Raw genomic sequence first — 21,617 nt, 5'->3', positions numbered from 1 at the left:
TGGGAAAGTGATGATGGTTTGGGAAAAAACCACATCGTATTCGGAAATAACTATTGCTTATCAAACAAAAATTGCCGGGACGATATACAACCCTGAATTAAACATCATTGAGACTTGGTTATGCATGGATACAAATTTTGATGGTTGGAAACCTGCACAATGCTTATTTCTTGAGGCTAAGGCTAAGTATGACCAGTTTTTTAAAAATGGTGAACCAAGTTGGGTTTTTGGTGAGTTTAGAAAAACACCTACCAGTAAAACAGGGGCAGAAAGTACGATTTGGCAAGCAGAAAGACAAAATAGGGTATGTATAGGGTTGAATAATATTCCAAAGTCTCATTGGCATTTTTTGCAACCTATATCTTATGAATATTTTTCTGAAATGTTTATTCCTTTTACTAACATTAAAACATTTCATACGCCAATGAGTTGAGAAAAATTCTATAACTATTGTTGAAGATTTCAAACAGGATTGATGATTATGAGTTTAATACATCCAAGAATAAAATTATTTCATGACCTTCATGAGCCAATAACACCTGAATTGGCGTTAAAAGATGCATATCAGATAATGCAAAAAATAAATAACATTAGTAGCAACCTAAGTTATTGGCATTTACCCGGGTATAATTTAGAGGAAATAGAGGGAAATAATGTATTTACTGATACTGGTTTTACTAAATATGCTATAAACCAGCTTACAGAAAATTATGATAAAGATGCAAAATATCTTATAGCTACTTTATTTGACATTCCAGGTGACATTGAACTTAAAAATCGAATATTTTATCAAAGTAGTGATGTAGTTTATAATAATATACTAGGAAAAACCAATATATCAATTGATCTTAACTTGGTGAAAGAAAAATTGAAAACTAGAACTATTATAGAGTTTGTTAAAGCTTTAGCATCTACTCGTAATTCTCCAGTCATTATGACTGAAACACGAGGGTATAGATTGAAAAAAAAGCAAGTATTTCCAGACCGAATAAGTGCCGGCTGGATGATCTACTTGCCAATAGAAATAGATCCAACTTTAGTCCCAATGGCAGAAGAAATAATATCTATTTCTGATAAGAATGACAAAAAAGGCTCATTGATTATCACGACAAAAGATATCTTTAATATCGAAAATCAAGAACATATCAATAAAGCCAATGATATTGAAATCTGCTTGCGGGATCTACAAATACTACCATTAATGACAGAGTTATAAATATGACAAACAGAGCCGTGATCCGTTTAAACGACCTAACCGATCATGGTGGTAAAGTTATTACCGCCATTGATGATTGGGTTTATCAAGGCGTGCCTATTGCTGCTAAAGGTGATTTAGTAAATTGCCCTAAGTGCAAAGGGGTTTTTCCTATTGTGGAAGGCAGTGATAATTTAAAGCATCAGGGAAAACCTGTCGCATTAGAGGGGATGCACACGGCATGTGGCGCAAAACTGGTTGCCAGCCAAAAAGATTTTCTCGCTCAATTAGACGAAAAATCACTTGGCCTATTTAGGGCAACACTGATGCGCTGCACTTGTCTTTTCCGTTTACCCAGCTAATACATTAATCTGGAAAAACGGAGAGCCGAGAAAAGTACCGTGACTATTTACAGGTCATGGATAATTTATTGAAAAGGAGAAATTGAGATGCCATTACCACTTCTTGCGCCAGCGGCTCCCGCTCTTTTAGCTGCTGCTGAATGGACTCTTGCTGCCTGTGCAGCAGGATTAGTTGCCGTTGGTGTAATGGAAAGCACCAAAGATAAAGAAGGTGAACAAGATAGAACAAAAGCGGATACAAAAACGATTGCTTCATCCAGAACCAAGTGTGAAAAGTGTCCGGCAATTGGGAAAGTGATGATGGTTTGGGAAAAAACCACATCGTATTCGGAAATAACTATTGCTTATCAAACAAAAATTGCCGGGACGATATACAACCCTGAATTAAACATCATTGAGACTTGGTTATGCATGAGTACAAATTTTGATGGTTGGAAACCTGCACAATGCTTATTTCTTGAGGCTAAGGCAAATTACGATCAATTTTTTAAAAATGGGGAACCTAATGGTTTTTATCGTAAGGTAAAGTTAGGTAAGAAAAAACTGTCTGGATATGATAGCATATTGAGGCAAGCCAGAAAACAAAACGAAGTATGTATCGCATTAAATAACATTCCAAAATCTCACTGGCATTTTCTACAACCTGTATCTTATTCATATTTTACAGAAGCTTTTGCTCCATTTCTCAATATTAAAACTTTTAATACTACGATGTCTTAATAACCAAAATAATATATAGGAGAATTGAAACATGTTCATTATACACCCAAGAATAAAATTATTTTATGATCTTAGAGAAGCCATCACACCAGAATTAGCATTGGCCGATACGTATCAATTAATGAATAACATTAATGACCTCAGTAATAATTCAAGTGGTTGGCATTTACCTGGGTATAGTGAAGAAGAAATTAGAAAAAATCATGTATTTAATGAAAATGGCATTACTGAATATGCTTTAAAAGAATTCAGGGGAATTTATGAGGATGACGGAAGATCTATTATAGTGTCGCTGTTTGACAATCCTATAATTGATAATCCTGAAAGTGAAAAATTAGAAAATAACATTACATATATTGGTCAAGATGATATTTATTCTAACCCCAAGAGATTGGGAAAAACTAATACATCTATTAATCTTGCACTTGAAAAAGAAAATTTCAACCTTAAAAATTTTATCGATTTTATTAAACATTTGGTTTCTCATAGATATTCTCCATTTATTACGACAGAGACTAGAGGCTATAGATTAAATCAAAAACAAGTTTTTCCAGACCGCCTAAGTGCCGGCTGGATGCTCTACTTGCCAATAGAAATAGATCCAACTTTAGTTCCAATGGCAGAAGAAATAATATCTATTTCTGATAAGAATGACAAAAAAGGCTCATTGATTATCACGACAAAAGATATCTTTAATATCGAAAATCAAGAACATATCAATAAAGCCAATGATATTGAAATCTGCTTGCGGGATCTACAAATACTACCATTAATGACAGAGTTATAAATATGACAAACAGAGCTGTGATCCGTTTAAACGACACAACCGATCATGGTGGTAAAGTTATTACCGCCATTGATGATTGGATTTATCAAGGCGAGCCTATTGCTGCTAAAGGTGATTTAGTAAACTGCCCTAAGTGCAAAGGGGTTTTTCCTATTGTGGAAGGCAGTGATGATTTAAAGCATCAAAGAAAACCTGTCGCATTAGAGGGGATGCACACGGCATGTGGCGCAAAACTGATTGCCAGCCAAAAAGATTTGCTCGCTTAATTAGACGAAAAATCACTTTGGCCTATTTAGGACAACACTGACGCGCTGCACTTGTTCTTCTCCGTTTACCCAGCTAATACATTAATCTGGAAAAACGGAGAGCCGAGAAAAGTACCGTGACTATTTACAGGTCATGGATAATTTATTGAAAAGGAGAAATTGATATGCCATTACCACTTCTTGCGCCAGCGGCTCCCGCTATTTTAGCTGCTGCTGAATGGACATTGGCTGCTTGTACTGCGGGATTAGTCGCCGTTGGTGTGATGGAAAGCACCAAAGATAAAGAAGGTGAACAAGATAGAACAAAAACGATTGCTTCATCCAGAACCAAGTGTGAAAAGTGTCCAGCAATTGGGAAAGTGATGATGGTTTGGGAAAAAACCACATCGTATTCGGAAATAACTATTGCTTATCAAACAAAAATTGCCGGGACGATATACAACCCTGAATTAAGCATCATTGAGACTTGGTTATGCATGGATACAAATTTTGATGGTTGGAAACCTGCACAATGCTTATTTCTTGAGGCTAAGGCTAAGTATGACCAGTTTTTTAAAAATGGAGAGCCTAAAAATTTCTATAAAGATGTAAAATTAAAAGGAGATATGTCTGGGCATGACAGTATGATTTATCAGGCTAAAAAACAAAATTCAGTATGTATAACTTTAAACAATGTGCCGAAATCATATTGGCATTTTTTGCAACCTGTATCTTATGCATATTTCTCTAGAGCATTTACTAAACTTAATAACATTAGAGTATTTAATACTGTGATTTGATAGTTGTTTAATTATATTAATTTTGCTTTTCGTAAAAAGGTAAAGACATGACAACGATATACCCAAGAATAGAACTATTTCACGATCTAAACGAGAGCATAACACCTAAGGTGGCATTAAGTGATTTATATCCGGCGGTGCAACAAGTAAATAAATTATCAAATAAGAAAAGTGGCTGGCATTTACCTGAGAATTCTTTGGAAGAGAGATTGTTGTACCGAGCATTTGATGAAAATGGACCTACTGAGTACGCATTAAAACATTTTGAAGAAACTTTTGATGAAGAATCTAAACTTATTGTTAAATCTTTATCAGATGGAAATGATGAAGATAATAATAGTATTTTATATACAAGCGAAGATGAAATTCATAATAACCCTATCCGGTTAGGGAAAACCAATATATCAATTAGCATTAGTCTTAAAAAAGAAGATGTTAACTTTGAGAAATTCATAGTATTCATTAAAAATTTAATATCTAATTGTAAATCTCCGTTTGTTTTAGTAGATACAAGAGGCTACTCGCTAAAACAAAAACAAGTTTTCCCAGATAGAGTTTATGCTGGCTGGATGCTCTATTTACCAATAGAAATAGATCCAACTTTAGTCCCAATGGCAAAAGAAATAATATCTATTTCTGATAAGAATGACAAAAAAGGCTCATTGATTATCACGACAAAAGATATTTTTGACATCGAAAATCAAGAACATATCAATAAAGCCAATGATATTGAAATCTGCTTGCGGGATCTACAAATACTACCATTAATGACAGAGTTATAAATATGACAAACAGAGCCGTGATCCGTTTAAACGACCTAACCGATCATGGTGGTAAAGTTATTACCGCCATTGATGATTGGGTTTATCAAGGCGTGCCTATTGTGGATTGGTGGAAAATAAGTAAAAGCGGGGATAGATCCATAACAACTCAAGTAGAAAAGCATCAAGAAGTATGCAATACATTAAATGGAATCCCAAATTCTCACTGGCATTTTATGCAACCTATAAGCTATACCTATTATTTTGAAAAATTTTCTATTTATCCCAACATTAAAGTATTTCATACTATTTAACATTTAAGTAAGGGTGAAAATAAATGACTACGTTATCATTAAATATGAAATTATATACAGATTGGAAAGAACCATTAACTCCAACAATAGTTCTTACCGATTTATATAAAATCACACAACAAGTAGATATATTTTTTGGACGCTATAAAACTTGGTATTTACCAGGAGATACTCGTCAAGAATCTTTACAACATATTGCTTTTGATCAGCAAGGAGCAACAAAGGAAGCAATAAAAGAGTTTGAAGAAGATTATACAGAAGAAAATCCTATAGTTATTAAAGGAATTTGGGATGGAAAAGATGATGACCATTCATGTTCAATTTGTTATATGAATTATCGCCGAGATCGGTTAGGACAAACCCAAATAGATTTTCATATATCTATTGAAGAAAATGAGTTTCAGCTATCACGATTAATCAACTTTATTAATTTTCTGATTTCTACTCATAGTGCACCTTATATTATGGTAGAAAACAATACATATAGAATAAAAAGAAAACAGGTTTTCCCAGATCGTTTAAGTGCTGGCTGGATGCTCTATTTACCAATAGAAATAGATCCAACTTTAGTCCCAATGGCGGAAGAAATAATATCTATTTCTGATAAAAATGACAAAAAAGGCTCATTGATTATCACGACAAAAGACATTTTTGATATCGAAAATCAAGAACATATCAATAAAGCCAATGATATTGAAATCTGCTTGCGGAATCTACAAATACTACCATTAATGACAGAGTTATAAATATGACAGACAGAGCTGTAATCCGTTTAAACGACCTAACCGATCATGGTGGTAAAGTTATTACCGCCATTGATGATTGGGTTTATCAAGGCGTGCCTATTGCTGCTAAAGGTGATTTAGTAAACGGGGTCTAAGGTGAATAGACCCGTCGGTTACCCTGTCTCTTCTACACAAATATTTTGATATTTTCCTGCATTCCTGTTGAACTCTTGCTCCAGTCATCGATCTCAACAAAAAAACCACAGATAAGCTAACCGATATGTTTTCAGCCAACACCGAGCAATTGGCAAAAAACACGTTTCAACACGCTGAATTAGGCGATAAACGATGCACAAAGCGTCTGGTTCAGCTCGCCGGTTCACTCGCCAACCAGACAGGACAATCCCTCGTGCAATCTTTAAATTCCTCTGCGGATGAAGAAAGCGAAGATAAACTTTATGATTTTGTTGAGACATTAAAAAGTGCGGGGGACCGACAGGTTGGCGTTAAGCAGAAAGGCGGACGTCAAGCTCGTGTGGCACACTGTGAGGTTTGTTATTCAGAAGTGAGTCTGAAAGTGCCGAAATGGAAACAAGGGGAGAGCCTTCGCTTGTAAAAGCAATGTTGTGAAGAGATACTCAACCCACTGGCCTGGAAGTTATTGTGGTCAAAGCAGGAGAAACGATATCTGCCAAAGAAAGCGCCGAGTCTGTATTGGGCGTATATCAGTTTGGGTAAATTGGCTGGTTGGTCTGATTCTAAACATACTGGGCGGGTAGGCTGGGAAAGACTCTGGGAGGGCTGGTTCTTACTACAAACGCTGATGGACGGTTACTTGCTTGCCAAGTCAGTTGATCTGCAAATGTGACTAAGAGACAGATTGATTACAGGGTCCGATTGTAGTTATTTCAAATAACGTATTTGCGCTTTAATTAGAATGAATCTATATGGAGGTAACATGGAAACCGAACTGAATAAAAAACAGAGTGAATTATTAAGTAGCATGAACCATGAAACTTTGGTTAATATTATCCACGACCTGATACAGGATAATAAGCAGGCCAAATCCACATTGGTGAACGGATATCTGTTATCCGCCCCGGACATACTCAAAGCTATCGAGAAGGAGTACAACCGGCGGGCTAAAAGTAAATGTTTTTATGATTACTACGAAGCGGATGCGTTTTATGACGATCTGACACGCAGTATTGCGCAGCCACTGGAGAAAGTAGCAGGTACACTCCCGGATCAAGTGGAACGTCTGAGTGTAAAAATCATGCTTGATTTTGAGCGACTCAGTGAGAACTCAGACACCTCCAGTGGAAGCTGGATGGACTACTACTCCGTTATGCTGGACGCATGGATGAAATCACTGGCCGCACAAAAAAACAGTGACCCCGTATTCCTTGCAAAAAAGATATTTGATTTTGTTGCCAATGAAATTTATTTTGGATCTGGAATTTTCAAAACGTATCGCGCTTTACTTGGCTCAGATGTTTTACGCGCAGTACGGGATATGTATTATCAAAAAAAATGCCACCGAGAAGCATTAGATATCAGCATACAAATAAGGGATATCGATTTCCTGTCTGAATCCTTAAAAAAAGGAGAGTTCTGTCAACCTGAGCATTATTTTGATTATGCAAGGCTGCTCATGGATGAGGTGCGTCCCGGGGAAGCCATTGAACTGTTATTATATATGGATAAGCAAGACGATAAACAATATTCAGACAAGGCTACATGGGATGAGTTATTTATTACTGCCCTGATTGAAGACGGAAAAAGTGATGAGGCCATGGATAAATCAATTGCAGCCTTTTCTTTTCGATGTGATACCCGTTTCTATCGGTTGTACACAAAAGCCAGTGGGAAAGGAAACGATAATATTCAGTCATTCCTGAATATTGCAAAAGAAAAAGGGTTAACCTCCTATATATGTTTCGCCTCAGATATAGCACGATTTGATTTAATCGACAATTGTATTACAGCCACCCCCAAAGAAGAACTCATCAGTTCCCTTGCATATCTGACGAACTCATTTATCCGAACATTATCCAGCACATTGTATAAACACGGCTATGCCCTTACAGCCACGCGGTTACGTCGTATTCTGGTGGAAGATGTGATTCACCAGGCAAAAAGCAAATATTACAGCTATGCCGCATCAGACATGAAAAAAGCCATCGATTACAGCGAAGGTCTGGAAGAGAGTCCGCAGCTCCCAGGAACAGAAACTTATCTCAGAGTCCTCTACGAAAAACACAAGCGTAAAACATCACTCTGGTCGGCGATGGCGGAGAAAATTCAGGGATTATCCGTGGGGAAAAACGGGATTCGCTACGAAAGGAGTCAGGCATGACTGAACAGGAATTGTATGATTATGCGGTATCTCTGCTGGCAAAAAAGAATTATTCATCTGGTGATATGCACCGGTAGTTGGCCAGACTCACAGAAAAAATGGATGATGTAGAGCACGTTTTACGTCGTCTGACCGACAGCCATTATCTCAATGACGATCAGTTTATCGCCTTGCTTTTTGATAAGCATGTAAAAAAACTGCATGGTCCCGCGTTTAATGAGACGGTTGAACGCTGGAAAACACTGACTGACTTTAGTCTGCACGCTGACAACTTAAGTGCACTCCCGGCCGCGCGCCTCAAAAATCTTGCGCTCTACTCGGGTATGACTTCGGTGTTCAATATCGCCAGAATGTTGCAGCAGAAAAGGATGGCGGTTCTGGTTGCCTTTGTCCTGGCATGGGAAACATTGGCGCTGGCACTCGCCAGCGCGTGTTCGTCGTTTCCTGCCCCATCTGCTGAATACCGTTAAATTTTCAGCCGCTTATGGAAAAAGCGGGTTATTAATAAACCTGAGATTCGTTTAAGAAGGGAACTAAAGTGCCTGAGGGACGATCACCGTTTTCGTCAAAGAAAACAAAATCGTGGAGAATCCTCAGACATGTATAAAATAGAGACGGTCATCAACCAGCTTAAAAATATTTTTCAGATAGAGCATTCAAGGCATCGCAGTCAGCTCGGTTTTCTGCTGGAAATCGCCGCCGATCTAATTGCTTATACATGCCAACCTAAAAAACCAAGCTTGAATTTACGGGATACTGATAGACAAGCCGATATTCTTATTTTTAACCCCTAGCTTTTAACCTCTAAAACGTGGCAGGCCATAATGTTAATCTAATAAAAAATAGCCCATAGGTTTATAATATCTTGGTGGAATATAAAGATCATAGTTATTTTCTTTACAAAATAATCTTAACTCCAGAACTGATCCAACAGAAAGTTTCTCATAGATATCTTCGAAATACTTTTCCACAGTACGGCATGAAATACCCATTTCGACTGCTATATCTTTATTACTGAGACCGCAGCAAAACAGAAAAATAACCACCCACTCTTTCGCTCTTAATATATTATTCGGCGGCTTAAGCTTAACAGGGGTAAATATATGATGTTTAATATAATGAGCTATTGCAAAATATTCTATTTCTCTTGCATGGGAAGCGACACCAATACATTGATTATTTTCATCCATTAATGGGAATTTATTATAAAAATAAAATCTAAATCGTTCACCTTTGCCAAAAGGGTAAATCCCTATGGATGAGATTCGCTGCATCTGTGTTAAAACCTTACGGTCATGTTCTTCAAACAAATCGGCAAAATGATGAAACGGCGTCAATAATTCTTGTTCAGAATACCCAATAACGTCAAAATCTTTAGGGAGTTTGTTAACTTTAATAAATGCCCTGTTCGCATAAATTAAACGGAATTCTCTATCTTTTACAAACCACAGTTCAGAGCTTCTATCCCACATATTTGTTAGCTGATGCGTAATTAAAGGAGAATTTTTGCCTCTCGATTGATTCATATATAAGCAGACCTTAAAAAATAATGGAAAATACGGTATAAAAGAAGGCAAAAATAAACATAATCGATAAGGATTACGGGTTATATTCCTTCTACCTCAGTCAATTAGGCATTCAAGATAAGATTACTTCATGTTAATACGATAGACAGAGTAACCAAAGAATACAGGACGCTAATATAATAAGAATTTTTCGGGCACATAGCGATAAAAATTATTGACTCGACAATATTCTTCTAATTGAAGACGGGAGTTAATGTTTATTTTATGATATATCCTGATCATATGGTTTTCAATTGCACTAGAGTTAAGGTTCAATATTGTTCCAATCTGCTTTTTTGTGTATTTCTGTAAAAAAAGAAAAATAATATCCCACTCACATTCAGTAAAAAAATCTGTCGGTGGTTGGAGCAGAATGGATGGGGGGAGTTTATCATAATATTGATACAAATAGAGTAATGAGTAGTCCTTAGCTTTCCATGCATGAAAAAGAAGCCCAATACATTCATTTTTATCATCATATATTGGAAGTTTTTCCAAAAAGTAAGATGACAGAATTTTTTCTTTCCCAAAGACATGGGTTTCAAGTGAGCATATTCTTTTATTTTTTTCCATCACTTTTTTATCATGTTCAACAAATTCTTTTGCAAACTCAGCGCCATCCCAAGGGAGCTCATCATCATAAAGCCCCTCAAAATCAAATGAGCCAGGGAAATTCTTAATAGAATTTAATGCTAAGTTACCGTAAATAAAACATGAAGAACTATCTTTTATTCCCCACGGTTCATTGCTTAATTCTATTGTATTGATAATCTGAGGCGATATCATATAGTTCTTCTTCATAAAAAGCCCACTATAAGGGATTAAATAAACATTCTGCTTTCTGGGTGCACAAATCTTTCTGGTACATAGAGATCAAAATCATTAAGGCGACAATATTCTTCCAATTGATAACAGGAATTTACGCCGATCTTTTTATATATCCGAAATATATGGGCTTCAACAGTGCGATAGGAAATATTCAATATCTTTCCGATTTGTTTACTGGTGTATTTATGCAAGGAGAGAAAAATAACATCCCATTCCCGTTGTGTAAATAAATCAGTTGGCGGCTGAAACATAATAGATGCAGGAAGTTTTCCATGATACAGACGAGTCAATGAGAAATCCTGCGCTTTCCATACATGAATAAGGATCCCAATGCATTCATTTTTATCATCATAAATTGGAAATTTTTCCTGGAAATAAGACGACAGAATTTTTTCTTTCCCAAAAACATGAGTTTCAAGTGAACATATTCTTCTATTTTTTTCCATCACTTTTTTATCATGTGCAACAAATTCTTTTGCAAACTCAGCGCCATTCCAGGGGAGTTCATCATCATAAAGCCCTTCAAAATCAAATGAGTCTGAGAAATTCTTGAGAGACTTTAAAGCCAGATTACCATAAATGAAGCATGAATTTTTGTCTTTGACTCCCCATGGATCATTATTTATTCCCATAGTGTTGACTATTTGCGATGAAATAGTTATCTGATTAGTGTCTTTCATAGTAAAATCCTATTGTACAGTTATGTTAGTGATAAATTTATAATTCCCTACTACCAACAGTAACGAATCTTTCAGGAACATAACGATCTAAGTTATTTTCTTTGCAGAAATCTTTCAATTCTATCTGCTGTGGCAGATTAAATTTTTGGTAAATTGACTGAATATGACTAACAACATCTTCTGTACTCATCATTAACTCTTCACTGATACTTTCTTCATCCAGTGAGCGCAAGGTCAAAAAGAGCACTTCCCACTCAGTTTGCGTCAGTATGTCGTTAGGCGGTGTGAATTCCAGATCTGCTGGAGATGTTCTTTCACAGTAGTAAGAAGTAGAAAAGTTTTGAACTTTGGACATATGAAAAATAATACCAATGCAGTGACCATTTTCATCACAAAGTGGGTATTTATCACAGCGGTAGGTTTGCTTGATGTTATTTTTTCCAAACAGGTGAGTTTCAAGTGACGTAACTGTTTGCATAGTTTGAATAACTTTTTGATCCTGACGACAGAATTCCTCTTCATGTTCTGCGGTAGATGAGGGTAATTCTCCCGCTGAAAGCCCTGTAATATCGAAATATTCAGGCAAGTTGAGCAGTTGATAGAAAGCCGGATTAGCATAGATAAACCTTGATTGCAGATCTTTAGCTCCCCAAGGTTCATGACTTTTTTCCCACATATGAATTAATTGCGGATCGATATTATTCGGCTGATTAGTTCTCTTATTTGACATAGAAAATCCTCACTTATTAAATAATATATTCTTTGAAGAAATATTAGGCCACAATAATTTATTCGTCAAAAAACACGATGATTTTATTCTATTTATAAAATAAAAGATGATATTATTTCACAATGAAATTTCTTATTATGGTGACATATAGTTATATTTTTACATGTAAACTAATTTCACTGTCTATCCGATTGTTCACAAATAACACTTTTGCATAAAATTCCACCAAGACTTTTTCAGTATGCAATACCAATCCTGCCTGCTCGCATATATTATATGGGCATGATACGCTTACGCGTTCTAATAAGAACCATAAATGACTATTTATAGGTAGACAATATTGAATAAAAAAGAATATGTAAAGCCAAAACCACTTTTTTTCTCAAATTTGCGAGAAACTACTCAATGACAGATTCACACGAAGAAAAAACCACTCAAAAAGGTAAAAAAAGTAATAAGCCAGATCGCATGATCATTGACGATAGGGTCACCCATTTTGGTCAGCGTTTACGTGAAGCTATGCAAGATGAACCCACCGCCAAATTTGCCCGGCGTTGTGGTCTGTCCGATAAAGCAATATGGAGCTATTTGGACGGTTTAACTTACCCATCGATTGATAAAGTAGCTGCACTTGCACACGCCAGCAATACGTCAATAGAATGGTTAATTTTAGGGATCCTTGATGATAGAACCACTCATTTTGGTCAACGTTTACGTGAAGCCATGCAAGATGAACCAATCGCCACATTTGCCCGACGTTGTGGTCTGTCAGAAACAGCAATCTGGAATTACTTAAACGGTTTAACTTACCCATCAATTGATAAAGTGGCTGCACTTGCACACGCCAGCAATACGTCAATTGAGTGGTTAATTCTAGGCTTAGACACATCGAGTTCAACTTCATACACCGATGCTAATAAACTCAAACAAAAATTAAACACGATGACGCTGGAAGATACAAAGTTATTATTGAGCAAAATTTTCGACGTGATATTAATATATAAATAATACTGCACCAAGCACAAACTTTCTCTGTACTCAATCCCTCTTTAGGGGATTTTTAGGCGCTGAATAAGCGTACCATTCTACCAATCACCGTGACTTGCTCCCACCACTAAGTCACCAATGACTCGAGTGGGGGCTTCTTATGATCCCTATTAGCAACGGCTAATAGCTTTCGTTGCAGATACTTAAATAAATTTTCACTTTTCAACAAAAATAAAATGAAAACTGGCCTGTTAAACAAACAGTGCTAATAAACAAAAACGCTAAATAACCTGTGGCGATAAAACATTGATTAATGGATAACAGACTGCGTGAGCAGTGCATAACGATTGAGTAATTGATTGATACGGGTGTTAATTTGCTGACACAATGCCGGGGAAACCGCGCCCCTTTTTTGCTGTTCGGCCAGTTGGCGCAGCAATTCTTCCAATGGCGGTGTCCTCATCAACGGTTGCTGAATGCCAAATACCATCGATTTCAATTGAGAACCGGTGAGATAACGACCGCGTTTTTCGTCCAGCGCATCAAGTTGGGCAGCCAATTGTTGCAGACGCAATTGGGCCAGATGGTAATTTTCCAGTTCAGAGACAGGTAACGCCGTGGCTTCACGTTGCTGTTGCCACTGTTTCTCCATCTCTTGCACCGTTTGGCTGGCCGGCCACAATGTTCGCAGTTGGTGTAATAACTGCGCCCCGTATTCCCATCGCCACAACGCAGGCAACGCATCCAAACTTGCCAGCCTCTCCCGACTGGCTGCCAGCGTTTCATCCTGCAACCGGCTTAACAGCATTGCTTTGTCCGGGTGGCGTAACGCCGCAAGCTGCGTTGGAAGCAACGTCCCCGGCAAAGGTTGCGTGGTCGCCCGCAGTGCCTGCACCAACGGCGGTGCTTGTCGCATTTCATTCACCCCCCAGACGCCGATCACGGCTAGCACGCACAACACAACGCCCGCGACAAAACCGTGCCAGACTTTCCAGCGGGACACAGGTAAAGCCCGGGCCACATTGCCCTGGGGATGTACACCAGAGACAGTTTCACGCACGACATATATCAGTTGTGGCCGAAGGTGTTCTGTGGGCGTCAAAATAGCATACCCCCCAGATTGTACGGAGGAGACCGAGCCAACAGGCATCATCCCCGTTTCCGGTTTCAGACGCTCTAAGTGTTGAGCGCTGTTGTGAAACCATACGCGGAGGCTGTCGAGTTGACTGACATATTTCAGCTCCAGACGTTGAAGCACTTCACACAGATGCTCAAGAACCTTTTCCACACGATAAATCAGCGGCAGGTCAATATAGGCGAAAACGCAGGTCCGCAATATCTGCTGTAGCCGTGCGACCAGCCCGGCAAATATCTCAACTCGTACCTGTGTAGATTGAGGCCAGAATTGCGACCATTGATGGGTCACTAACCCTTCAATCAGTGCCAACCCTTCATCAATACCCGTTAATCCGGCACGTTGTGCCCGGGCTAGTGTATACCAAGCGGCAGTTTGCAGTTCTACACCGTTGACCTGAAACAGTGTCAGACAAAGCTGTTCAACTCTGGCCCAATCAACGTCAGGCCGTGCCGGATGACTCAGTTTGCTTATTTCGTCTTTCAGCGCACTGAATTCAGGCTGCGTCCGGGGATCATCCCCGGTATAGACAATATTTTCAGTCATCACTTTATTTTCACCCAAGTTTGTTGCTGAAATCAGCGTGATTAATGTGGCGGGACAACAGAGAGCGTTGGTGAAATAGTAGCCCCACCGCAGATTAATCTATCCGTCCTTGCTGGCGCAGATGGCGGATCAAGACTTTCCCTTCCGGGACAAATTCTGTATCAAAATGCACCCACCCTACCCCTTTCAGTTCGGCGTGGATGTCATAACGCAAACGCGCCGGTTCAATCTCTGGCAATAACGTGACACTGACCTGCTTCAAGCGGGGTTCATAGGTCAACAGCGTGTGTTCAATCGTCGTGATCAGGCGCTGTGACGACGCAGGCAGCCCTTGCAGGATAACACTGAGATCAGGCAGGCCATAATCCGGCAGATGGGTCAGCGAACCCGCCCGGCAATTGAGGATACACTGCATATTGTCCAGTACCGACAAAATCACCTGGCTTTCTTCGCTGACCTGATGAAAATCCAAACCTCCTCTAAAGTTGCCGAAAAGGCATTCATACAGGGAAGGTTTGTTGATTTTCTTTTTCATAAATTCACTCCTTTTCAGGCAACAGAGTCAAGCCATCGGCATTCAACTCAATGGTGCGAGGCTTATCCGGTAACAGCGCATTGCGCCTGATGATGGTGCGCCAGGTCGCACCGGTTAAATCGGGGCGTCTGAACAGACCCACCACCGCGACATATTTCGCCTGCGCCGCCATCGGCATATTGAGGGCGGCATGTTCCCCGGGTTTGACCACCACCTCCCCGCTCGCCAGACAATCAGTGCCGAGTACACGGTCGCCGTTCTCCAGCAAATCCGCATAATCCGCCTTTTCTAGCGCTTTGTTATCCCGCAGCTGATAAACCCGGACCAGCGCAGGGACGGACAGGGCAACATTTTCCTCACCATCCGTGTTGACCGTTGCCCGGGGCGTAAAATCCAGCCGTAATGTTTTCACTTGTCGATGAAAAAGGGTGTGCGTAACGGATACCGTGCCATCCGTTACCGTTTGTGTCAGACCGCAGCCGGTCAGCAGTAAGGTTACTGCCACTATCATTGGCACGGCTTTATATAAAGGAATAGTTAACATCGTGTCCTCCTGTGTTTTGATAACTGTCCGGCTGTATCCCCTGATAATCCCCCAGATCCACCGTCATTTTGTCAGGGACCGCTCCCCGATTATCTTCTGCCTTCAACCCTAACACCCCGGTCAGCCCCAGTTGAACAGGCGGCCCGCCCAACACTGGTACCGGTAATATTCGGGTCTGAAGGGTCAATTGCAGCCGGGCCCGGTACCGCCAGCCCAAATAAACGCGCAACAACACTAATAAATCCGTATGCAATTGCCCGCCCGGCAACCAACCCCGCGCTTCCTCCGGGCAATCCGTATGCAGCGCCAGCAATAACTGGCTGTTGATATCCGTACCGATCCTGCCCAGAACGGTACGTTGCGATAGGGAAATCGGCTGTGAGTCTGAAAAAACAGCCGGTTGCATCAGATGGATCTGCCGCGGGCAGGATGGCGTCACCACGACACGGGTCTGCGGTGCCAGCAATGTCACCAGCGCCGATACCCCTTCCGCCGTCCGGGTCGGCAAACGCATCACACTGAGCAAGGCCAGAAAACGGGATGCCGGCGCGGTAATCTGCTGCTGACTGCCCGGTATGCCCAAGCCAATCAGCCCCAGTAAACACTGAGATGTCTGGTCGCTGCCTCCGGCGGCAAACGTTGCCGGGTAGGAGTACTTACGCCAGATACGGTAAAACTGGGTGAATATCCGGTGATTAAACATATCCAGAAAGGCTTCAATCGCGTCATGCCCTTCCCGATGTTGAGCGATATCATTCAGATAAGCGGTCGGCAACGGGGAATCCACGCCGTACAGCCCCATAAAGGTGGTGCTGACCGTTGGTGGGCGATCCGGATGGCGACTGTCCGTTTCCATCATTTTCAGTTCACCGATAGGGAACCCCATCCCCGAATGAGGCCGGAAACGTATCACGTCATCGGCGGGATTATCCGTACTGCCCAGAAGTCGCCGATCCGGGACCATGCGCTCAATTGCCTGACAGAATTGATAGAAATTGAGCGTCGAAATATCGGCTTTCAGTAAGGACATTAGCCGGGAATGTACTGACTGTGTTTCTCTTGCCATAATAAACGTTCCCCTGTGGGTTGTAAGATCAGCGTCAGCCGGTTAAACAGATGGATATCGGTGTACAAAGCAAAAAAGCGACTGAGCATTTCGCCGAACAGACAGATATCCCCAGTCCCTGAAAAGCCGTTGCTATCCAGCGTGACTTCAATGTGCACCCCTCGTCGCAAGCACCCCTGCTCAAACCGCTCGATAAGTGCATGTTTCACCGCCACAATGGCCGCCAAACGGCGCACGTTCATGTCATCGTCGGTCCAGTCGTACAGGGCCAGCGTACCGCGCAACACTTCCGGGTTATCCATCAAGCTGAGGAAATTGGAGCCGAGATGACTGAGTACCCGCCAGTGAAAGCGATCCCGGTTTGGCGGATAACAAGGCAATGTCGGCTCACACAGATTACGCACGGTCAGTCCCACTAACGGGGGAGAAACCGCCGTATCCAGCAGGGTCTCCTGCAATGCCCTGCTAGGCAGTTGCCCATTGGTGCCCGTCATCGTGAGTGACAGATTTTCTGCTTCATGGGATCCACCATTATCAACTTCCTCCCCACCCAGAATCAGCCAGGTGTCGTACAAACCCGACACTCCCCGTTTCACTCGAGTATGGTAGTAACGCTCCGGCGCGTCATGGCGCAACATACCGCCTTTGTGGCGGAAACTACTGAAGGGCACAAACGACTGGTGCTCACTGCGTTTCGAGGACACCACCGCATCCACCGAATAAATCTCGGTATGCCCGTCCTGTAAGCGCATCGCGCGCAGCAAATACTCCGTTTTCAACGGTAACAGCGGCAACGGATCGGATTCCAGCGGAAACAGATTAATCACCGGGGCACAATGCAAACGGAGATGCTCCGCAGAAAACGGCCACTCACAAGGCCAGCTTTCACGCAGCACCACATCCAACTCAAACCACGGCGTTCTGTTGGGAATAGTCAGCTTTTCCAGCCCACAAAGCGCAACAAACATGAATTTCTCGCGGAAGGTAAAATATTCCAGCAGCAGCTGATAACCACTGAATGCACTGTCCCCTTTCGGCCACAGTCTTTCCTCATCGCCAAATCCCTGCGGCGAGAATACCCCGTCAAACGGCTGACGGTCAGGCTGGCCGGGCAGGCGCAAATAAAGCTGTTGCGTCTGTAGCGTCAATGCTCGATGTAACGCACAGGCCAACGGGCTGTCCGCATTCAGATACAGAGGCAAACGACTCAAATCAATTTGGTGCCAATCCACCAAAGTTCCGCACTCAAAATGCAAGCGAATGACAGAACGTCCATCCGGTTCAGCCTTAAGGGCAGCATCAGTCAGCGCCATAGGCAGCAACTGAACCGCTTGGGTGGTGGTATAGCGACACCGGGTCTGTTGTGGGCCGATTGGTTGCGAAAGCACCTCAAAACCCTTTTTCACCTGCACCGGATTTTTCAGCTGTTTCAACTGTGCCCAATCCGCGCCCAGTTCCACAATAGACAGTGAAGGGATAGTACGCAGGTAATGCGGCCACAGTAAGCTGACCAGCCCTTCCGTCAATTCAGGCAAGTCATCATCCAGCTTCTCACGCAGGCGTCCCATCAGAAAGGCAAAGCCTTCAAACAGACGCTCCACATAGGGGTCACGTGTGCCGACTCTATCTAGATTGAGCATGGCCGCCCGGTCAGGATAGGCTTTTGCGAACTCTTTGCCCGCTTCACGCAAGTAGCGCATTTCTGCCTCGTAGTAGCGCAGGATTAAATCATCCATCGAATTGTCCTCAAGTGAGTGATAAACGGTTCAGAATAAATACAGTGGAGAGGGTAAAAACGTGTCGAACAGGGATAAGATTGCCCTGCTGTGTTCCAGGGCAATCAGCCACACAATACCGCAGCCCTGACGGGATCAATCGCCACCAACTCAGCCAGCAACGTCTCTCTGCGTTGTGCCATACTCGTTTTATCGTGTTCACTGCGTTGCGCTTTCATTCGCAACAACTTAAGCAGACACGCTTTGACCTCAAACATCAGGTCCGGCTCCCATTCGTCAAGACTGAATGGCCCATTGGCATTCAATTCAGCTAACAAATGCAGGGCCATGTCAGGCTTGCCGCATTGTTCAGTCACCCGTGCCATCAGCAAGCGCTGTAACCAACGGTGGCGAACCCCATTTATCCCCGGGAGTTGCCCCAGCCAACGCAGCGCAGCATCCATGCCTTCACTGTCTGCCAGTTGTAATGCCTCCGGTTCAAGGGACAAAATGTCATCATCAGGCCGGGATAGCATCGGCCTGTGCTCGAACAGCCAATCTGCCTGATTGATGTGAACCTGTTGGGCTATCCAGCCGGCGGTCACCTCATCGGCAAACGGCGTGCCATCGTTATAAGCCATATTCTCCAGCCCCGGCAGCCGTTCAAGCAGGATGCTCAAATCTTGTTTAATAATGTCAGCCCACCCTTCATAAGGGCATCCCAATTGTTTTAACGCCTGACAAAGATACCACTGTAAATCCAGCCAGAAATGATTGGCACCTTCCGTAAATATCTGATCAGCCTGTTCCAACAACTCACGCCAATTCTGTTGCCGATAGAGCCGTTTTAGCTGAACGCGGTATTCCGTGCGGGGAGAGGCTAGCCGGGTCAACCCGGTGACATCCTGTGGGGGCAACTGATGCACGGTATCCCAGCGGATACTGCGCATCAGCCGGGCTGAAGAGATCCAGCCCTGAGGTTGATCGCACAGATAACGCGCCAATTCACGGGCCTGATCCAACAGATCGCGCCCGGATTGTACCGGGTGCCATGCAATTGGAGGGGGTTGTACCGCAGAGAGCGGCACCGGTGCAACTGTTTGGGGGATGACCGCCTCTACGCCACCCGATTGTGCCAACCGATTTTCCAGTGTTCCCGCCAATCCGATAAGCGTTGGACGGGTGTCTTCATCCCAGGTAGCAAAGACCTGTTCCAGTAACGCCAATGCGGCCAGAATGTGCTCAAAGCCAGACCGTTCCACCTCGGGATAACGTGACAGACTGTCCTGAATTTTAACGCCGGTCAGCCACTCGAATGCCGCTTTACGACTGTCCGCCCGGCAGGGCAGCAACGCCTCACCAAAACGTTCAGCTAATGCGGCTAACAACGCCAGCCCTTCTGCCAGGCCACGTTCACCATCCTGATGCAGACGTGCCCACACATAATAAGCTGCTACACGCACATCTTTACATTGGGTGGTCAGCAGCTTTTCCGCCAGTTCACAGATAAGGGTCGTATCAATGCCACTGAGTTTATTGACCTCCTCGCGCATACGCTGAAAATCGTCGTTATAGACCGGATCATCACCAACAGGTGCCCCAGCACTGATGGGCAGCAGCCAATTTTCCCACCGTGCGGTGCTTTTCCGTGCTTCGGCAAGCGCATCCCGCCCGGAAAAGCAGCTTGCCAGGAGTTGTTGCAACATTATTCTGCCTCCCAATCCTCGTCATCAGTCACCGGCACATTTTTGCCATCATCCGGCGTTACCATAAAAATCTCTTTCGGCAGCGTGAATCCCCGCAGTTTCAGCAACGCCAGCGGACCACGACCCATTTCCGTGCGTAATATCCAGGTTATCGGTAAACCGTCCGGCATAGTAAATGTCAGCCGGTAACGGCTTTCATCCAGCTTTTCTGCTTTCGCCTGTTCCAACCAACGGAGCAACCCCCAGCTTCCCGAATAATCACCAAACAGCCTCGCGCCCGCATTGACACTGGTCCAGGTCAACATCACTCCCGGTTTATAGGTTTCTCCCGGCCAGCGAAAACGCTGCCAGCTTTCCATCTGGTTGAAGTAACGCAGTTTCTGACCGTCTATCGTCAGGTCGGTTTCCACCACATCCCGCGCCGCTCGGGCCCGCAGTTCAAATCGCAGCCCCTGACTGCCGTCCACAAACAGCACATCCGATAACTGACTGAGTTGATTCACCGCTTTCAGGAAACGCGGGTTAAAACGCAATCCCTGACCGTTCACCCGGTCCGGTACCCAGCGGTTGCCCGCTTTGTGCAGCACCCCGCCTAACTGACGCGTCAAAAACTGCTCAATGCGCCCGGTGTCCGGACGGATAAACTGCCCCAACATCGGCAACGAAATGTCACTCTCCCCACCAGCAAACGGGTAACGACCAGCAAAGGCGGTATTCCAGTTGGCGACAATTGCCGTCTGCCACTGTGCGTTCAGGCTGGCCGCCGCAGGTTTCAGTATCCCCTGCCACGCCTGGTTTAATGGCCGCACAAACATCGTCTGACCAAAACCGCGCCATTGGTCACCCAAGCTGGCCGCCATCAGATTGCCATAGCCCTGGGTCTCCGTCAGGTCGGCGCTTTTGCCCTGAAACACCGTCTGCGCCAGCCTCTCCGCCATCTCCGGGGGGTCGTCACTGGTGTTCATCTGTTGCAGTTTCAGACGCACCTGCGTGACCCGGGTCAGGAAGGTTTGCAAATTGAGGGTGTTGTCCGCCGTCATCACACTGTGCGGATTATTTTTCCCCATCAGCGCCAGTAACGGGCCGAAGGTGCTGTCCATCGGTCCGCTCAGTTCATGGGCTTGCGGGTTAATCACCGGCACCGCCGTTTTATTCAGCAACGCCTTAGCGGATTTCACCAATGACGCCGGGCCTTGCTGGCCGGTCTGCCCCTGATACGCCACGGTGTTCATTAACGCTATCAGCGGGGACTGACGCCCATCCGCCATCAGGGTTAACTGGTCTGTCACCTCGGTCAGATTACGCGCTTTGT

The 21,617-nt window shown here is 43.2% G+C and carries 23 protein-coding genes and 4 pseudogenes; 16 read left to right on the top strand and 11 right to left on the bottom strand.

Annotated elements, in window-relative coordinates; translation table 11 throughout:
• From C5471_RS21015 to C5471_RS20950, 15 genes and pseudogenes are all read left to right on the top strand, one after another.
• A partial coding sequence (locus tag C5471_RS21015; RefSeq protein ID WP_166296354.1) for a restriction endonuclease fold toxin 5 domain-containing protein occupies positions 1–433 on the top strand: 433 nt, incomplete at its 5' end.
• Between the two features lie 48 nt (positions 434–481).
• Positions 482–1,216: an immunity 52 family protein gene (locus C5471_RS21010; RefSeq protein ID WP_133815440.1), complete on the top strand. Its 735-nt coding sequence runs from the start codon at positions 482–484 to the stop codon at positions 1,214–1,216.
• 2 nt (positions 1,217–1,218) lie between these two features.
• Positions 1,219–1,479 (top strand): annotated as a pseudogene (locus C5471_RS21005) (PAAR domain-containing protein); the annotation flags it as partial.
• Positions 1,480–1,644: 165 nt separating this feature from the next.
• Positions 1,645–2,277: a restriction endonuclease fold toxin 5 domain-containing protein gene (locus tag C5471_RS21000; RefSeq protein WP_133815442.1), complete on the top strand. Its 633-nt coding sequence runs from the start codon at positions 1,645–1,647 to the stop codon at positions 2,275–2,277.
• A gap of 31 nt (positions 2,278–2,308) precedes the next feature.
• Positions 2,309–3,064, top strand: coding sequence for an immunity 52 family protein (locus tag C5471_RS20995; RefSeq protein WP_133815443.1), 756 nt, complete (start codon positions 2,309–2,311; stop codon positions 3,062–3,064).
• 2 nt (positions 3,065–3,066) lie between these two features.
• The gene (locus C5471_RS20990; RefSeq protein WP_133815444.1) at positions 3,067–3,330 is read left to right on the top strand and encodes a PAAR domain-containing protein; all 264 of its coding nucleotides are present in this window, start codon (positions 3,067–3,069) and stop codon (positions 3,328–3,330) included.
• A 164-nt stretch (positions 3,331–3,494) separates the two neighbouring features.
• The gene (locus tag C5471_RS20985; RefSeq protein ID WP_133815445.1) at positions 3,495–4,109 is read left to right on the top strand and encodes a restriction endonuclease fold toxin 5 domain-containing protein; all 615 of its coding nucleotides are present in this window, start codon (positions 3,495–3,497) and stop codon (positions 4,107–4,109) included.
• Between the two features lie 47 nt (positions 4,110–4,156).
• Positions 4,157–4,891 carry an immunity 52 family protein gene (locus tag C5471_RS20980; RefSeq protein WP_133815446.1) on the top strand — a complete coding sequence of 245 codons (735 nt, stop codon included), beginning with the start codon at positions 4,157–4,159 and terminating at the stop codon, positions 4,889–4,891.
• 2 nt (positions 4,892–4,893) lie between these two features.
• Entirely contained in the window at positions 4,894–5,184 is a 291-nt protein-coding gene (locus C5471_RS20975; protein ID WP_133815447.1) for a Tox-REase-5 domain-containing protein, read from the top strand.
• Positions 5,185–5,207: 23 nt separating this feature from the next.
• Positions 5,208–5,930, top strand: coding sequence for an immunity 52 family protein (locus C5471_RS20970; protein ID WP_133815448.1), 723 nt, complete (start codon positions 5,208–5,210; stop codon positions 5,928–5,930).
• 2 nt (positions 5,931–5,932) lie between these two features.
• A complete protein-coding gene (locus C5471_RS24935) occupies positions 5,933–6,064 on the top strand; it encodes a PAAR domain-containing protein (RefSeq protein WP_278250182.1) in 132 nt (43 codons plus the stop codon).
• A gap of 125 nt (positions 6,065–6,189) precedes the next feature.
• Positions 6,190–6,777 (top strand): annotated as a pseudogene (locus C5471_RS20965) (IS4/Tn5 family transposase DNA-binding protein).
• Between the two features lie 90 nt (positions 6,778–6,867).
• Positions 6,868–8,268: a DUF6880 family protein gene (locus C5471_RS20960; RefSeq protein WP_166296352.1), complete on the top strand. Its 1,401-nt coding sequence runs from the start codon at positions 6,868–6,870 to the stop codon at positions 8,266–8,268.
• Positions 8,269–8,465: 197 nt separating this feature from the next.
• A pseudogene (locus C5471_RS25395) lies at positions 8,466–8,684 on the top strand (hypothetical protein); the annotation flags it as partial.
• Positions 8,685–8,861: 177 nt separating this feature from the next.
• Positions 8,862–9,062 (top strand): annotated as a pseudogene (locus C5471_RS20950) (transposase); the annotation flags it as partial.
• Positions 9,063–9,095: 33 nt separating this feature from the next.
• Here the strand turns inward: C5471_RS20950 and C5471_RS20945 are convergent.
• From C5471_RS20945 to C5471_RS20930, 4 genes are all read right to left on the bottom strand, one after another.
• Complete coding sequence (locus C5471_RS20945; protein ID WP_133815449.1) at positions 9,096–9,794, bottom strand: helix-turn-helix transcriptional regulator; 699 nt, start codon at positions 9,792–9,794, stop codon at positions 9,096–9,098.
• A 171-nt stretch (positions 9,795–9,965) separates the two neighbouring features.
• Positions 9,966–10,634 carry a LuxR C-terminal-related transcriptional regulator gene (locus tag C5471_RS20940; RefSeq protein ID WP_133815450.1) on the bottom strand — a complete coding sequence of 223 codons (669 nt, stop codon included), beginning with the start codon at positions 10,632–10,634 and terminating at the stop codon, positions 9,966–9,968.
• A gap of 20 nt (positions 10,635–10,654) precedes the next feature.
• The gene (locus C5471_RS20935; protein WP_133815451.1) at positions 10,655–11,341 is read right to left on the bottom strand and encodes a helix-turn-helix transcriptional regulator; all 687 of its coding nucleotides are present in this window, start codon (positions 11,339–11,341) and stop codon (positions 10,655–10,657) included.
• A 37-nt stretch (positions 11,342–11,378) separates the two neighbouring features.
• Entirely contained in the window at positions 11,379–12,071 is a 693-nt protein-coding gene (locus C5471_RS20930) for a PAS domain-containing protein (RefSeq protein WP_133815452.1), read from the bottom strand.
• Between the two features lie 405 nt (positions 12,072–12,476).
• Between C5471_RS20930 and C5471_RS24040 the strand changes: the two genes are divergently transcribed.
• On the top strand, positions 12,477–13,079 hold the full coding sequence (locus C5471_RS24040; RefSeq protein ID WP_207627422.1) for a helix-turn-helix domain-containing protein: 603 nt from the start codon (positions 12,477–12,479) through the stop codon (positions 13,077–13,079).
• Between the two features lie 289 nt (positions 13,080–13,368).
• On the opposite strand, the gene C5471_RS20920 is transcribed toward C5471_RS24040, so the two are convergent.
• The 7 genes from C5471_RS20920 to C5471_RS20890 form a co-directional block, all read right to left on the bottom strand.
• Complete coding sequence (locus C5471_RS20920) at positions 13,369–14,739, bottom strand: VasL domain-containing protein (RefSeq protein WP_133815453.1); 1,371 nt, start codon at positions 14,737–14,739, stop codon at positions 13,369–13,371.
• Between the two features lie 94 nt (positions 14,740–14,833).
• Entirely contained in the window at positions 14,834–15,274 is a 441-nt protein-coding gene (gene tssE, locus C5471_RS20915; RefSeq protein WP_133815454.1) for a type VI secretion system baseplate subunit TssE, read from the bottom strand.
• Positions 15,275–15,278: 4 nt separating this feature from the next.
• Positions 15,279–15,818 (bottom strand): type VI secretion system lipoprotein TssJ, encoded by a 540-nt coding sequence (gene tssJ, locus C5471_RS20910; protein WP_133815455.1) that lies wholly within the window; start codon positions 15,816–15,818, stop codon positions 15,279–15,281.
• Positions 15,796–16,884 carry a type VI secretion system baseplate subunit TssG gene (tssG, locus tag C5471_RS20905; protein ID WP_133815456.1) on the bottom strand — a complete coding sequence of 363 codons (1,089 nt, stop codon included), beginning with the start codon at positions 16,882–16,884 and terminating at the stop codon, positions 15,796–15,798. The genes tssJ and tssG overlap by 23 nt, the downstream gene beginning before the upstream one ends.
• The gene (tssF, locus tag C5471_RS20900; protein WP_133815457.1) at positions 16,848–18,620 is read right to left on the bottom strand and encodes a type VI secretion system baseplate subunit TssF; all 1,773 of its coding nucleotides are present in this window, start codon (positions 18,618–18,620) and stop codon (positions 16,848–16,850) included. Before tssF ends, tssG begins: the two co-directional genes overlap by 37 nt.
• 104 nt (positions 18,621–18,724) lie before the next feature.
• Positions 18,725–20,305, bottom strand: coding sequence for a type VI secretion system protein TssA (gene tssA, locus C5471_RS20895; protein WP_133815458.1), 1,581 nt, complete (start codon positions 20,303–20,305; stop codon positions 18,725–18,727).
• On the bottom strand, positions 20,305–21,617 hold a 1,313-nt coding region (locus C5471_RS20890), incomplete at its 5' end, for a type VI secretion IcmF C-terminal domain-containing protein (protein ID WP_278250181.1). The genes tssA and C5471_RS20890, both read right to left, overlap by 1 nt.

The sequence above is a fragment of the Photorhabdus tasmaniensis genome, from assembly GCF_011189505.1.
GTDB classification, from domain to species: Bacteria; Pseudomonadota; Gammaproteobacteria; order Enterobacterales; family Enterobacteriaceae; genus Photorhabdus; species Photorhabdus tasmaniensis.
Note: the sequence above shows the minus strand (reverse complement) of the source record. Positions and strands in the feature narration are given on the sequence as shown.

Coding starts and splice junctions, on each gene's coding strand:
- C5471_RS21010 (WP_133815440.1), top strand. CDS start 482: ATGAGTTTAATACATCCAAGAATAAAATTATTTCATGACCTTCATGAG.
- C5471_RS21000 (WP_133815442.1), top strand. CDS start 1,645: ATGCCATTACCACTTCTTGCGCCAGCGGCTCCCGCTCTTTTAGCTGCT.
- C5471_RS20995 (WP_133815443.1), top strand. CDS start 2,309: ATGTTCATTATACACCCAAGAATAAAATTATTTTATGATCTTAGAGAA.
- C5471_RS20990 (WP_133815444.1), top strand. CDS start 3,067: ATGACAAACAGAGCTGTGATCCGTTTAAACGACACAACCGATCATGGT.
- C5471_RS20985 (WP_133815445.1), top strand. CDS start 3,495: ATGCCATTACCACTTCTTGCGCCAGCGGCTCCCGCTATTTTAGCTGCT.
- C5471_RS20980 (WP_133815446.1), top strand. CDS start 4,157: ATGACAACGATATACCCAAGAATAGAACTATTTCACGATCTAAACGAG.
- C5471_RS20975 (WP_133815447.1), top strand. CDS start 4,894: ATGACAAACAGAGCCGTGATCCGTTTAAACGACCTAACCGATCATGGT.
- C5471_RS20970 (WP_133815448.1), top strand. CDS start 5,208: ATGACTACGTTATCATTAAATATGAAATTATATACAGATTGGAAAGAA.
- C5471_RS24935 (WP_278250182.1), top strand. CDS start 5,933: ATGACAGACAGAGCTGTAATCCGTTTAAACGACCTAACCGATCATGGT.
- C5471_RS20960 (WP_166296352.1), top strand. CDS start 6,868: ATGGAAACCGAACTGAATAAAAAACAGAGTGAATTATTAAGTAGCATG.
- C5471_RS20945 (WP_133815449.1), bottom strand. CDS start 9,794: ATGAATCAATCGAGAGGCAAAAATTCTCCTTTAATTACGCATCAGCTA.
- C5471_RS20940 (WP_133815450.1), bottom strand. CDS start 10,634: ATGAAGAAGAACTATATGATATCGCCTCAGATTATCAATACAATAGAA.
- C5471_RS20935 (WP_133815451.1), bottom strand. CDS start 11,341: ATGAAAGACACTAATCAGATAACTATTTCATCGCAAATAGTCAACACT.
- C5471_RS20930 (WP_133815452.1), bottom strand. CDS start 12,071: ATGTCAAATAAGAGAACTAATCAGCCGAATAATATCGATCCGCAATTA.
- C5471_RS24040 (WP_207627422.1), top strand. CDS start 12,477: ATGACAGATTCACACGAAGAAAAAACCACTCAAAAAGGTAAAAAAAGT.
- C5471_RS20920 (WP_133815453.1), bottom strand. CDS start 14,739: ATGACTGAAAATATTGTCTATACCGGGGATGATCCCCGGACGCAGCCT.
- tssE (WP_133815454.1), bottom strand. CDS start 15,274: ATGAAAAAGAAAATCAACAAACCTTCCCTGTATGAATGCCTTTTCGGC.
- tssJ (WP_133815455.1), bottom strand. CDS start 15,818: ATGTTAACTATTCCTTTATATAAAGCCGTGCCAATGATAGTGGCAGTA.
- tssG (WP_133815456.1), bottom strand. CDS start 16,884: ATGGCAAGAGAAACACAGTCAGTACATTCCCGGCTAATGTCCTTACTG.
- tssF (WP_133815457.1), bottom strand. CDS start 18,620: ATGGATGATTTAATCCTGCGCTACTACGAGGCAGAAATGCGCTACTTG.
- tssA (WP_133815458.1), bottom strand. CDS start 20,305: ATGTTGCAACAACTCCTGGCAAGCTGCTTTTCCGGGCGGGATGCGCTT.